Genomic DNA, 13,028 nt, shown 5'->3' with positions numbered 1-13,028 from the left:
GTACAGCGGCTCACCCTGGCCCGGCGCGGGGCGGGGGCTCGGAAAGGAGTCAACGGGTCATGGCGTTGCAGCTCGACGCGCGACCACCGGCCGCACCGACGCCGCGTGGCATCCGCCCGTCCCGGGCCGGGTGGCTGAGCCGGGTGGACGCGAAGTACTCGCCCTATCTCTACATCGCACCGTTCTTCGTGGTCTTCGCGATCTTCGGGGCCTGGCCGCTGGCGTACACCTTCTGGGTCTCGCTGCACGACTGGGACCTGCTGGGTAGCGATCCCACCTTCGTCGGCGCGGAGAACTACACCCGGCTGCTGGTCGACGGCGATTTCTGGCACTCGGTCGTCAACACCCTCGGCATCTTCGTCATCAGCACCGTCCCGCAACTGCTCGCCGCACTCTGGCTGGCGAACCTGCTCAACCGGCAACTGCGAATGCGTACCGGCTGGCGGATGGCGGTACTGGTGCCCAACGTCACCTCCACGGCCGCCGTGGCGATCGTGTTCGGGGTGTTGTTCGGCCGCGAGTTCGGCATGATCAACTGGATGCTCGACCTGGTCGGCATCGACGGCATCGCCTGGAAGTCCGACCGGTTCGCCTCCTGGGTCGCCATCTCCACCATGGTCGACTGGCGCTGGACCGGCTACAACGCGCTGATCTTCCTGGCCGCCATGCAGGCCATTCCCCGCGACCTCTACGAGGCGGCGGCGATCGACGGCGCGAACCGGGCCCGGCAGTTCTGGACCATCACCGTGCCACTGCTCAAGCCGACCATCATCTTCTGCGTCATCATCTCCACCATCGGCGGGCTCCAACTGTTCACCGAGCCCCGGCTGTTCCATTCCGGCACCAACGCGATCCGCGGCGGGCCGATGCGCGAATCGCAGACGATGACCATGTACATGTTCGAGAACGCCTTCGCGCCCTACTACAACTTCGGCTACGGGTCCGCGGTCGCCTGGCTGCTCTTCGCCCTGATCGCCATCGTCGCGGCGATCAACGTTCTGATCATCCGCCGACTCGGCGCGGGTGCCCAGCCAGCCACCGGAAAGCGAAAGGGAAAGGCGCGATGAGCGAGCGAATCATTCGGCTCAGTGCGACCGTGCCTCATCGCGGCGCCGAGCGAAGCGAGGTGAAGCGATGAGCAGGTTGTGGCGGGCTAGCCCGCTGACGTACTTCGCACTGGTCGCCGCCGGGGTCCTGTCGGTCTTCCCGATCTACTGGATGTTCGTGGTGGCCAGCCGGTCCAGTGACGCGATGGGGCAGCTGCCGCCGCCGGTCACCCCCGGCGGCAACCTGGGTGCCAACATCTCGCGGCTGTTCGCCAACACCGACGCCTACTTCCTGACCGGCCTGATCAACTCGGCGATCGTCGCCACCGTGGTCACCATCTCGGTGGTGCTCTTCTCCACGCTCGCCGGATTCGCCTTCGCCAAGCTGCGGTTCCGGGGTAGCAACGCCCTGTTGATGATCATCATCGCGACGATGATGGTGCCCACCCAACTCGGCATCATCCCGCTGTACATGCTGATGACCAAGCTGAACCTGAACGACCGGCTACCGGCGGTGATCCTGCCCGCGCTGGTCACCGGCTTCGGCGTGTTCATGATGCGGCAGTACGCCGGGCAGGCGGTCAGCAGCGAACTGATCGAGGCGGCCAGGGTGGACGGTTGCGGTACCGCCCGCATCTACTGGAATGTGGTGGTGCCGGCACTGCGGCCGGCCGCCGCCGTGCTTGGTCTACTCACCTTCATGACCACGTGGAATGACTTCCTCTGGCCGTACGCGGTGCTCAACGACCCGGAGAATCCCACCGTGCAGCTATCGTTGCGGGCCCTGTCTGACGGCTATTACCAGGACATGTCCCAGGTCTTCACCGGCACGGCCATCGCCACGCTGCCCCTTCTCCTGGTATTCGTCCTGTTCGGCCGCCAGATCATTGGCGGGATCATGGAAGGTGCGGTCAAGGCGTGACTGAGTTGAGATTCCCCGACAACTTTCTCTGGGGTGCGGCCACTGCGGCGTACCAGATCGAGGGCGCGGCCCGCGACGACGGTCGCGGCGAGTCGATCTGGGACACCTTCAGCCGTACGCCCGGCAAGGTGTACGCCGGCCACACCGGTGACGTCGCCTGCGACCACTACCACCGGTACGCCGACGACGTCGCGCTGATGGCGGACCTGGGTTTGCAGGCGTACCGCTTCTCGGTGTCCTGGCCCCGCATCCAGCCCGACGGCACCGGCCCGGTCAACCCGCGCGGCCTGGACTTCTACGACCGTCTGACGGACGAGCTGCTGCGCCGGGGCATCGACCCGATCATCACGCTCTACCACTGGGACCTGCCGCAGACGTTGCAGGATCGGGGCGGGTGGGTCAGCCGTGAGACGGCGGAGCACTTCGCCACCTACGCCTCCGCCGTGTACGCCCGGCTCGGCGACCGGATCGGCACCTGGACGACGCTGAACGAGCCGTGGTGTTCGGCCTACCTCGGTTACGGCAACGGCGTGCACGCACCGGGGGTGCAGGATCCGGGCGCGGCCTTCGCCGCCGTACACCACCTGCTGCTCGCGCACGGCCTCGCCGCCCAGGCGTTGCGCGCGGGCGGTGCCGGCCGCGTCGGGGTCACGCTCAATCCCGCCGACGTACGCCCCGCCGACCCGAACAGCGCCGCCGACGCCGCTGCCGTACGCCTCGTCGACGGCCTGCACAACCGGATCTTCCTCGATCCGCTGCTGGTCGGCGGGTACCCGGACGACGTCCGCGAGCACGTCGCACGAATCGTCGATCCGGTGTTCGTGCAGGACGGCGACGAGAAGATCATCGCGGCTCCGATCGACCTGCTCGGGATCAACTACTACGCGCCGACCTATGTGGCCGGGCGACCGGACGGCGCCGGCGGTGGGGCGTACCCCGGCACCGAGGGGGCGGTGGAGTTCCTCGCGCCGGTCGGGCCGCTGACCGACATGGGCTGGATGATCGAGCCGGCCGGTCTGACCCGGCTGCTGGAACGCATCGCCACCGATTACCCGGCGGTGCCGCTGCTGATCACCGAGAACGGCGCCGCCTTCCCGGACAAGGCCGCCACCGACGTGACCAGCCCGATTCAGGACACCGACCGGATCGCGTACCTCGACGGTCACCTGCGCGCGGCCCACGAGGCCATCGCCCGGGGCGTCGACCTGCGCGGCTATCTCGTATGGTCATTGCTTGACAACTTCGAGTGGGCCGAGGGGTACCGCAAGCGATTCGGCATCGTGCACGTCGACTACCTCACTCAGCGGCGTACACCGAAGTCCAGCGCCCGGTGGTACCAGGAGGTGATCTCCCGGAACGGGCTGTGACGAGGTGGTGGTTTCTCCGATGACGGGGGCGCAGCGGCCCACCCTGGAGGCGGTGGCACGACGGGCCGGGGTGTCCCGGGCCACCGTTTCCCGGGTGGTCAACGGCTCGACCACGGTCGCCGAGCCGATTCAGAAGGCGGTCCGCCAGGCGGTCGCCGAGTTGGGGTACGTGCCGAACCTGGCCGCACGCACCCTCGTCACCCAGCGGACCGACTCGATCGCCCTGGTCATGCCGGAGGAGGCCACCCGGGTTTTCTCCGACGACCAGGTCTTCCCGGGGATCATCCGAGGGGCCGCGCAGGAGTTGGAGGCCGCCGACAAACAGCTGGTGCTGATGCTGGCCGGATCGCCGGCCGGGCACGAGCGGGTCGCCCGGTACACCACCGGCCGGCACGTCGACGGGGTGCTGTTCGCCTCGCTGCACGGTGCCGACCCGCTGCCCGCCCGGCTGGCCGCGCTGGGCATCCCGGTGGTGTGCAGCGGTCGGCCGCTCGACGGGGCGGACGTGCCGTACATCGACGTCGACCAGGTCGGCGGGGTCACCCGCGCGGTACGCCACCTGATCGACACCGGCCGACGTCGCATCGCCACCATCGCCGGCCCGCAGGACATGGTCGCCGGCATCGAGCGGTTGGCCGGCTACCGGGACACCGTCGCCGCCGCCGGGCTGCCGGAGATGGTGGCAGTGGGTGACTTCACCCGCGAGTCCGGCGCGGCGGCGATGCGTGAGCTGCTCGACACGTACCCGGACCTGGACGCCGTCTTCGCCGCGTCGGACCTGATGGCACACGCCGCCCTGCGTACGCTGCGCGAGGCGGGGCGGCGGGTGCCCGAGGACGTGGCGGTGATCGGCTTCGACGACATCGAGACCGCCGCGTACACCGACCCGCCGCTGACCACCGTCCGGCAACCGATAGTGGAGTTGGGCCGCCAGGGCACCCGGCTGCTGCTCCGCCTCGCCGCCGGGGAAGAGGTCGAGCCGGCCCTCATCCTGCCCACCGAGCTGATCATCCGCGAATCCGCCTGATCCGCCGCGCCTGGGTACGTTTGTTGCCGTCCAGGCGACAACAAACGTACCCACACCCCCTCGATGCCGCGTCCGCTAGCCCTCGGTGATGGGTTGGCCGAGCGAGCGGCGGGCCAGCAGGGCGGCACCGGCCACCGCCGCCGGCATCAGCAGGACGGCACCGAGGGGGATCAGGAAGCAGACGAACACGGCCACGCCGAAGCCGAGCGCGGTGGGGCGGTCCGCCTTCAGCACGGCCCGCCGGTCCCGCAGCCCCTTGCCTCGACGGTAGAAGGGTGCGCCCACCAGTTCGACGGCGAGCAGCCAGCCGCCCACCACCGCGCCGATCACCGGCACCACGGTCTGGCCGACCAGCGGGATGAAACCGGCGACGAACAGCGGGATGCCCACCAGGACGGCCAGGGCCACCAGGCGGATCGAGTCGGCGGCGCTGCGCCGCAGCGACGACCAGAAGGGCACCTCGACCGCGTCGGGAGTGCCGCCGTAGCGCTGCTCCACCCGCTCGGAGATCTTCTCGTAGAACGGGTCGCCGACGACCAGTGTGACCGCCGTGAAGGTGAGCACGGTGAGCAGGCCACCGAGGCCGAGGAAACCCAGCATGGCGACCACCCGGACCACGCTGCGGGGCGTCGTCGACCAGTCGTCGGCGAACGGCGTGACCGCGACGGCCAGGTCGTCGACGAAGAAGACCAGCAAGGCGTACGCGCCCACGAAGATCGTGCCGGAGATCAGCGCCGGGACGACGCCGAGCAGCATCAGCCCTGGACTGCGTACGTACAGGCCGATGCCCCGCAGCAGCAGCGCGGCTCCGCCGGCGAAACGGCGGCCCGCGCCGACGGCAGTGCCGGGGATTCCGGATGGTTGCACGCCGTGGAGCCTAACCAGTTGTCGCCGCATCCACCGGTTGACGGATCGGCGGCATCCACCGGAAGCGGACCGAGATCATCTACAGCTGGTCGATTCGTCGCCGACCGCCGGTCGCGACCCTTGAGAGGTACGCGAAACCGATGGTGAGAGGCAGGGGACTATGCCGGTCATCGAGGTGACCAACCTGCACAAGCGATACGGCGACACCGTGGCGGTGGACGACGTGTCGTTCCACGTCGAGACCGGAGACATCTTCGGCGTGCTCGGTCCGAACGGTGCCGGCAAGACCACCACGGTGGAGTGCGTCGCCGGGCTGCGCGTCCCTGACGGGGGCGAGGTGTCGGTCTTCGGGCTCGACCCTCGCCGGGACGCCGCCCGGCTACGTCAGCTGGTGGGGGTGCAACTCCAGGAGAGCCAGCTACCGGATCGGCTCCGGGTCGCGGAGGCGTTGGAGCTGTACGCGTCGTTCTACCGCGACCCGGCCGACCCGGCTCAGCTGATCGACGAGTTGGGGCTCGGGCCGAAGCGGAACACCCCGTACGACAAGCTCTCCGGCGGCCAGAAACAGCGGCTCTCCATCGCGTTGGCCCTGGTCGGCAATCCCAGGATCGCCATCCTGGACGAGCTGACCACCGGGCTGGACCCGCAGGCCCGGCGGGACACCTGGAGCCTGATCGAGCGGGTACGCGACCGCGGAGTGACCATCGTGCTGGTCACCCACTTCATGGAGGAGGCGGAGCGGCTCTGCGACCGCCTGGCCGTCATCGACAAGGGACGGGTGGTGGCGCTGGACAGTCCGGCCGGGCTGGTCTCGGCCGTCGCTCCGGAGCAGCGGATCCGCTTCCGGCCCTCCGCACCGCTCGACGACCGGCACCTCACCGACCTACCCGAGGTGACCGCAGTGACCCGCAGCGGCCCCCAGGTGGTGGTGACCGGAACCGGTGACCTGCTGTACGCGGTCGCCTCGCTGCTCGCCCGCCACCGGATCGTCGTCGCCGACCTACGGCTGGAGCAGGCCACACTGGACGACGCGTTCGTCGAGCTGACCGGGCACCGGCTCACCGACTGAGAGGAAAGCGATGCACGCCTTCGGCCAGATCCTCAGGACTGAGGCGAAGCTCCACCTGCGCGACGTCCCGACGTGGGCGCTGACCGTCGCCCTGCCCACGTTCATCCTGGTGGTGCTCGGGCTCATTCCCGCGCTGCGGGAGCCGAGCCCGGAGTTCGGCGACCAGTCCTTCGTCACGTACTTCACCCCCTCGCTACTGGTGATCACCCTGGCGATGGTCGGAATCAACACCCTGCCCACCGTGCTGGCCACCTACCGGGAGCGCGGCATCCTCCGCCGGCTGGCCACCACACCGGCCAGTCCGCTGGCGCTGTTGACCGCCCAGCTCGTCCTCGCGCTGGCCGGGATCCTGGTCAGCGCGGCACTCCTCGCCGTGGTGGCTCGGGTGGCGTTCGGTTCTCCGCTGCCGCAGCACCTGCTCGGGTTCACGGTGGCCCTCGTCCTCGGTACGGCGGCGCTGCTCGCGCTGGGCCTGTTGGTCGCCGCGGTCGCCCCGACGGCCAAGACCGCCCAGGCGATGGCCGTACCGGTGTTCATGGTGATCATGTTCTTCGGTGGGGTGTACCTGCCCCGATTCCTGCTACCCGACTTTCTGGCCGATGTCGGCGCGTACACGCCGCCGGGCGTGCAGGCGCTGCTCGATGCCTGGACCGGCACCGCACCGCACCCGCTGCACCTGGGGATAATGGCGGTCGTCGCCGTGACGGCCGGCGTCGGCGCGGCGAAACTGTTCCGCTGGGAGTGAGCGGGGACCGATGACCAGCTACGGAGAAGCCGAGGGTCGGCACGACGTCTGGCAGGCACGGGAGGCGACGCTCTACCGGGTGCTGCCGTACGGCGGTCTGGCGGTGAGCACGCTGCTGGCCGTCCTCGCGCCGACGGCCACCGGCCTGCCGACGGCGGGCACGTTGGCCCTCGCCGGAGTGGCCGGAGGTTGGGTCGCCTGGTTCGTCACCCTGCATCCCGAATGGGAGAGCCGTCGGGCGCTGATGGCGTTCTACTACGTGGGGCTGCTCGCGCTCGCCGCCGCCCTGGTGATCGTCAGCCCGTGGTTCGGCTTCTTCGCCTGGGTCGGCTACCTGCACGCCCACCTCCTGACCGGCAGGTGGCCGATCGCCGGTGTCGCCGCCACCGCCGTACTGGTCGCCACCTCACAGATCGGCGGTCTGACGTCGGTGTGGTCGGACTGGCCCATCTGGCTGGTGATGGTGCTGTTCAACCTGGTGGTAGCGGGTGGGGTGAGCTGGTTCGCGTACGTCGCCCAGCGGGAGAACGAACGACGCAGGCAACTGGTGGCGGAACTGACCGCCGCCAACGAGCGGCTCGCCGAGACGGCGCGGGAGAACGAAGGGCTGCACGCCCAGCTCATCGCCCAGGCCCGGGAGGCCGGCATGCTGGACGAACGCCAGCGGATGGCCCGGGAGATCCACGACACCCTCGCCCAGGGGCTCACCGGGATCATCACCCAGCTGGAGGCCGCCGAACAGTCCCGGGACCGCTCGACCGACTGGCGGCGGCACGTGGACAACGCGCTGAGCCTGGCGCGGGAGAGCCTCACCGAGGCCCGCCGCTCGGTACGCGCCGTCCGCCCGGAGCCGCTGGAGACCGCCCGGCTGCCCGACGTCCTCTCCGAGCTGGGCGGACGCTGGTCCGCCCTGCACGGGGTGGCGGCGAGTGTCAGCACCACCGGCACCCCCCGCCCGCTGCATCCGGAGATCGAGGTGACGCTGCTGCGGGCCGCCCAGGAGGCACTGGCGAACGTGGCCCGGCACGCCGAGGCGTCCCGGGTCGGAGTGACCCTGTCGTACATGTCGGATGTGGTGACTCTGGACGTCCGCGACGACGGTTCGGGGTTCGACGTGACCGAGCGGTCGACAGCGCCGGACCGGGACGGCAGCTACGGCCTGACCGCGATGCGACAGCGGGTGATCCGGGTCGGTGGTCAACTCGCCGTCGAGTCCGAGCCGGGTGGCGGCACCGCCATCTCGGCCACCGTACCGGCCCTGCCGCAGGGCGTCGCATGAGTGACCCGGTACGGCTGCTCATCGTCGACGACCACCCGGTGGTGCGGGACGGGTTACGCGGCATGTTCGTCGGCGATCCCGGGTTCGAGGTGGTCGGCGAGGCGGCGGACGGTGCCGAGGCGCTCACGATGGCTGCCCGTCACCGCCCCGACGTGGTGCTGATGGACCTACGGATGCCCGGGATGGATGGGGTGACCGCGATCGGCCACCTCGTCGCGGCGGACGACCCGGTGCGGGTGCTGGTGCTGACCACGTACGACACCGACGCGGACGTGCTGCCGGCGATCGAGGCGGGCGCCACCGGCTACCTGCTCAAGGACGCGCCCCGCGAGGAACTGGTCCGGGCGGTACGCGCCGCCGCACGGGGCGAGTCGGTGCTCTCCCCCAGCGTGGCCAGTCGGCTGATGGGTCGGCTGCGCACCCCACGCCAGCCGGCCGAGGAACCACTCAGCCAGCGCGAACTCGAGGTGTTGACCCTGGTGGCGCGCGGCTCGTCCAACCGCGAGGCGGCCGCCCGGCTGTTCATCAGCGAGGCCACCGTCAAGACCCACCTGCTGCACGTCTACGCCAAACTCGGGGTCAACGACCGGGCCGCGGCGGTGGCCGCCGCGTACGACCGCGGGCTGCTCACGCCCGGTGGACGGTGACCGGTGCGCGCCGCGCGACTGATCTCGCTGCTGCTGTTGTTGCAGGCCAGGGAGGTGATGACGGCGGCGGAGCTGGCCCGCGAGCTGGAGGTCTCGGAGCGGACGGTCTACCGGGACGTGCTGGCGCTCTCCGCCGCGGGGGTGCCGGTCTACGCCGACCGGGGGCGGGCGGGTGGCTACCGGCTGCTCGGCGGTTACCGGACCAGGCTGACCGGGATGACGCGCGACGAGGCGGAGGCGCTCTTCCTCGCCGGGTTGCCCGGACCGGCCGGTGACATGGGGCTGACCGACGCGGTGGCAGCGGCACAGCTCAAGGTGCTGGCCGCGCTGCCACCGAGCCTGCGCGACGCCCCGGTACGCGCCGGACAGCGGTTCCACCTGGACGTGCCGGGCTGGTACCACCACCAGAACGCCCCGCCGCCGTGGCTGACCGAGTTGGCCGGTGCGGTCTGGCGGGACCGGATCGTGACGCTCCGCTACCGGCGCGGGGAACACGAGGTGACCCGCCGGGTCTGCCCGTGCGGCCTGGTCCTCAAGAGCGGGACCTGGTATCTCGTCGGTCGGGTCGGCGAGGACTTCCGCACCTACCGGGTGGACCGGGTGATCGCGGTCGAGCAGCACGAGGAGGGTTTCGACCGCGAGCCGGACTTCGACCTGGCCGCCCACTGGCAGCGCCAGGCCGCGTCGTTCCTGCGGAAGATGCTGCGGGCCGAGGTGACGCTCCGGGTGAGCCCCGTCGGCCTGCGCGGCCTGCGGCACGTGGTCGACGCACCGTTCGGGTACGACGAGGCGGTCGCCGCCGCGACCGGACCAGACGAGCAGGGCTGGCTGACGCTCCGGCTACCCGTCGAGTCCGTCGAGGTGGCGTACAGCCAGTTGCTCGGTCTCGGCCCGGAGGCGGAGGTGCTCGACCCGCCCGAGCTGCGGGCGTTGCTGGCCGAGGCGGCGAGGCGGACCACGGCCCTCTACGCCGCCGACCGGAGGCCGCCGACCGGCGAGGAGAGCCGGTCGGCGGGCGACGGTCAGCGGTAGCCGGTGACGTCGGCGGGGCGACCGGCGTCGACCACCTCACTGATGTAGCGGTACGCGTCCGGCTGACTGCCGTCGACATCGGTGAAGCCGTACACCTTGGCCAGTTCCCCGGCGGAGACGGACTGGCCGTTCCAGCGCGCCTTGTCCGGGTCGGCGGCGAGCGCGGCGACCGCCCGGCCGACGAACGCCGGGGTCTCCGAGATCAGGAAGTGTGGGTCCTTGGCCGCGCCGTCCCGCCAGTTGGCCTCGGTCACGCCGAAGTGCTCCAGCATCGCCTCCGACCTCAGCCACCCCGGGCTGAGCGCCACCGCCGTCCCGCCGTACGGCTTGAGTTCGTGGGCCCAGCTGAAGGCGAGCCGGTTGACCGAGGTCTTGACCAGGTCGTAGAAGACCGAGAGCCGGTAGTTGCGCTCGTTGTACGCCTTCGTACCGTCCCCCATCTCCACGACCAGCCCTCCGGGTCGACGGATCAGCAGCGGCAGCGCGAAGTGACTGGTGATCACGTGCGTGTCGACGCCCAGCCGCAGCGTCCGGAACCCGGCGTCAAGGGGCTGTTCCCAGACCGGCTTCTCCCAGGTGATCAGCGGATCGGCACCCCACACGTCGTTGACCAGCACGTCGAGCCGCCCCTGTTCGGCGTCGATCCGCTCGACGAGCGTCCGCACCTCGTCGGGCACCAGGTGGTCGGTCCGGACCGCGATGCCGGTGCCTCCGGCCTCGGTGACCAGCTCGGCGGTCTCCTCGATGGTCTCCGGGCGGTCCAGTTCGGAGCGGCCCGCACGGCTGCTGCGGCCGGTCGCGTACACGGTGGCTCCCGCCGCACCGAGTTGCACGGCGATCTGCCGGCCCGCGCCCCGGGTCGCCCCGGCGACCAGCGCCACCTTCCCTGTCAGCGATGTCGTCATGGCTGCCACGCTGCCAGGAATACCTGACAGCCAAGGTCAGGTATTCCTGGCAACCGGCCGACCGGGTGAACGGTGGCCGAGCAGCGTGGCCGGAGGCGGTGAAACGCCGTGCCGATGGGCCGGGTCAGTCGGCCAGGCGGATGCGTACCCGGCGGTTGGCCCGCCCCTTGCTCTCCACCTTGACCACCCGAACCTTGCCGATCTGGGCGGTCGACGCGACGTGGGTGCCGCCGTCGGCCTGCACGTCCAGCCCCACGATGTCGACGATGCGTACCTCCACCTCGTCGGGTGGGATCAGATTCGACTGGGTACGGATGATGTCCGGCAGGGCCAGCGCCTCCTCGCGCGGCAGCACCCGGGTGGCGACGGCCCGGTCCGCCGCGACCTCGGCGTTGACCAACTCCTCGATGCGGGTCTTGAAGTCCGCCGGCACCTCAGGGAGGTTGAAATCCATCCGGGCCTCGCCCGGTTCCATGTTGCCGCCGGTTACCAGCGCGCCGAAATCACGGAACACCACCCCGCAGAGCACGTGCAGACCGGAGTGGGTACGCATCAGCCGGGTACGCCGCTCGTCCTCGACCGCGCCGGTGACCGTGGTCCCGGCGGGCGGCAACGGGTCGCCCTCGGCGGGGATCAGCCACAGGTCGTCGCCCTTACGAGTGCCGACGATCCGGGTCTGCACCCCCTGCCAGAGCAGTACGCCGTGATCCGGTGGTTGGCCGCCACCGCCCGGGTAGAACGCCGAACGGTCCAACACCACGCCCTGCTCCGGGTCGGCGTGCAGGACGGTGCACTCCCACTCCCGCAGGGTCGGATCGGCGAGGTCGAGTCGGTGGGTACGGCCATGGTGTGTGACGCCCATGACAGGGGAGGCTACCCGTTGAGGAAGTCCGAGATCCGCCCACGCAGGTCGGCGCGTTCCGTCCAGAGCACGCCGGGGCGGTCGTAGCGGTGCAGGATGGCCCGGGGCAGCACGGCGGCGATTTGTTCGGCCACCTCCACCGGGTGCAGGTCGTCGCCCGCAGCCGCGATCACCAGCGCCGGGGCGGTCACCCGGGCGAGCACCGTGGCATCGGGCAGCGGAGCCTGCTCCGGCAGGTCGACCAGCCCGGCGGCGAGTCCGTCGCGCAGCAGGTGATCCAGCCGTTGTCGCAGGTAGGCCCAGCCAGCCGGGGTGTTGCGTACGGCCGGTGGCAGTTCGGTCGAGACGACCTCCGCCACCGCAGAGGCGTCCCCGCTCTCCACCGCCGACAGCAGTTCGGTCAGCCGGGCACGGGCGACCGGGCCGCGCGGCCGGTCGAGTGCGGCGGGCAGGAAGAAGACCAGCCGCTCGAAGCGTTCTGGACTCTCGGCGAGCAGGCGGCACAGCGCACCGGCTCCCAGGCTGGCCCCGAAGGCACGGGTCGCCCCGCTGAGATCGGCGATCGCCCGCAGGTCACGGGCCAGGTCGAGGTAGCTCCACGGGCCGTCGGGCGCGTCGGATCGACCATGCCCACGGAACTGGAAGAAGACTCGGCGACCGGCGACACCGCTGCCGAAGGGCCTGGTGGTGGCGATGCCGTTGGCCAGCCCGTGCGCGAAGACGGTGACCGGGTCACCGGTGCCGGTGACCAGCCGCTCCAGCCGTACGCCGTGCGGGGTGGCGACCAGCTCGGTTTCCGGATCGGGCAGCGGCGGTCGACCGGTGCGTGGGGCACCTGGGCCGGGGCCCCAGGTGCGTGGGCCGCCGTCCGGCGGTGGTGGCCACCGGAAGGACCTCACCAGGACCCTCTGTTGTCGCCCAGGTCGCGGAGCCCGACCCGGACGTCGAGCAGGTAGATCAGGCCCGCCGCCACACCGATCAGCCCGAAGATGCTGAGGGTGGAGCGGGTGAGCAGGGTGAGCAGGAGGGTGACCGCAAGGATCGCGATCCAGCCGCCCTTGGGCAGGGTGCCGATGGCAGGGAAGGCATCGGAGCGCTGCGTCACGGCGTGCACCAGCGCCACCCCCTGCACGATCAGCGCGAAGACGAACAGGATCAGTTCGATCACGAGGCGGACGTCGAAGACGAAGATCGGCGCGGCGTTGGCCATGACGGCAAGCTTATGCCTGCGATCCCGGGTCCGTGGCGACAGGACGGCCC

Annotated in this window: 14 protein-coding genes; 9 read left to right on the top strand and 5 right to left on the bottom strand. The window is 70.6% G+C overall.

The window, feature by feature from the left end; translation table 11 throughout:
* Positions 1-59: 59 nt before the first annotated feature.
* From FF096_RS01160 to FF096_RS01145, 4 genes are all read left to right on the top strand, one after another.
* On the top strand, positions 60-1,067 hold the full coding sequence (locus FF096_RS01160; protein WP_155214477.1) for a carbohydrate ABC transporter permease: 1,008 nt from the start codon (positions 60-62) through the stop codon (positions 1,065-1,067).
* A gap of 67 nt (positions 1,068-1,134) precedes the next feature.
* Positions 1,135-1,968: a carbohydrate ABC transporter permease gene (locus FF096_RS01155; RefSeq protein WP_155214476.1), complete on the top strand. Its 834-nt coding sequence runs from the start codon at positions 1,135-1,137 to the stop codon at positions 1,966-1,968.
* The gene (locus FF096_RS01150; protein ID WP_309222440.1) at positions 1,965-3,335 is read left to right on the top strand and encodes a GH1 family beta-glucosidase; all 1,371 of its coding nucleotides are present in this window, start codon (positions 1,965-1,967) and stop codon (positions 3,333-3,335) included. The genes FF096_RS01155 and FF096_RS01150 overlap by 4 nt, the downstream gene beginning before the upstream one ends.
* Before the next feature lie 19 nt (positions 3,336-3,354).
* Positions 3,355-4,362: a LacI family DNA-binding transcriptional regulator gene (locus FF096_RS01145; RefSeq protein WP_155214475.1), complete on the top strand. Its 1,008-nt coding sequence runs from the start codon at positions 3,355-3,357 to the stop codon at positions 4,360-4,362.
* Positions 4,363-4,437: 75 nt separating this feature from the next.
* Here the strand turns inward: FF096_RS01145 and FF096_RS01140 are convergent, their stop codons facing one another.
* A complete protein-coding gene (locus FF096_RS01140; RefSeq protein ID WP_375335269.1) occupies positions 4,438-5,229 on the bottom strand; it encodes an EI24 domain-containing protein in 792 nt (263 codons plus the stop codon).
* Positions 5,230-5,389: 160 nt separating this feature from the next.
* Between FF096_RS01140 and FF096_RS01135 the strand changes: the two genes are divergently transcribed.
* The 5 genes from FF096_RS01135 to FF096_RS01115 are packed head-to-tail and all read left to right on the top strand — an operon-like array spanning position 5,390 to position 10,001.
* Positions 5,390-6,298 carry an ABC transporter ATP-binding protein gene (locus FF096_RS01135; RefSeq protein WP_155214473.1) on the top strand — a complete coding sequence of 303 codons (909 nt, stop codon included), beginning with the start codon at positions 5,390-5,392 and terminating at the stop codon, positions 6,296-6,298.
* A gap of 10 nt (positions 6,299-6,308) precedes the next feature.
* Positions 6,309-7,043 carry an ABC transporter permease gene (locus tag FF096_RS01130; RefSeq protein ID WP_155214472.1) on the top strand — a complete coding sequence of 245 codons (735 nt, stop codon included), beginning with the start codon at positions 6,309-6,311 and terminating at the stop codon, positions 7,041-7,043.
* Positions 7,044-7,053: 10 nt separating this feature from the next.
* Complete coding sequence (locus FF096_RS01125; protein ID WP_155214471.1) at positions 7,054-8,322, top strand: sensor histidine kinase; 1,269 nt, start codon at positions 7,054-7,056, stop codon at positions 8,320-8,322.
* Complete coding sequence (locus FF096_RS01120) at positions 8,319-8,969, top strand: response regulator transcription factor (RefSeq protein WP_155214470.1); 651 nt, start codon at positions 8,319-8,321, stop codon at positions 8,967-8,969. The genes FF096_RS01125 and FF096_RS01120 overlap by 4 nt, the downstream gene beginning before the upstream one ends.
* Positions 8,970-8,972: 3 nt before the next feature.
* Complete coding sequence (locus FF096_RS01115; protein ID WP_309222439.1) at positions 8,973-10,001, top strand: YafY family protein; 1,029 nt, start codon at positions 8,973-8,975, stop codon at positions 9,999-10,001.
* On the opposite strand, the gene FF096_RS01110 is transcribed toward FF096_RS01115, so the two are convergent.
* The 4 genes from FF096_RS01110 to FF096_RS01095 form a co-directional block, all read right to left on the bottom strand.
* Positions 9,992-10,906: an SDR family oxidoreductase gene (locus FF096_RS01110; RefSeq protein WP_155214469.1), complete on the bottom strand. Its 915-nt coding sequence runs from the start codon at positions 10,904-10,906 to the stop codon at positions 9,992-9,994. The genes FF096_RS01115 and FF096_RS01110 overlap by 10 nt on opposite strands.
* Positions 10,907-11,030: 124 nt before the next feature.
* Complete coding sequence (locus tag FF096_RS01105; RefSeq protein WP_155214468.1) at positions 11,031-11,768, bottom strand: alanyl-tRNA editing protein; 738 nt, start codon at positions 11,766-11,768, stop codon at positions 11,031-11,033.
* An 11-nt stretch (positions 11,769-11,779) separates the two neighbouring features.
* On the bottom strand, positions 11,780-12,667 hold the full coding sequence (locus FF096_RS01100; RefSeq protein ID WP_309222438.1) for an alpha/beta hydrolase: 888 nt from the start codon (positions 12,665-12,667) through the stop codon (positions 11,780-11,782).
* Positions 12,664-12,978, bottom strand: coding sequence for a DUF2516 family protein (locus FF096_RS01095; protein ID WP_155214466.1), 315 nt, complete (start codon positions 12,976-12,978; stop codon positions 12,664-12,666). The genes FF096_RS01100 and FF096_RS01095 overlap by 4 nt, the downstream gene beginning before the upstream one ends.
* Between the last annotated feature and the right edge of the window lie 50 nt (positions 12,979-13,028).

It is taken from the genome of Micromonospora sp. CP22 (genome assembly GCF_009712475.1).
GTDB lineage: Bacteria > Actinomycetota > Actinomycetes > Mycobacteriales > Micromonosporaceae > Micromonospora.
The sequence above is the reverse complement of the archived record's forward strand: the minus strand, read 5'-3'. Positions and strand labels throughout refer to the sequence as shown.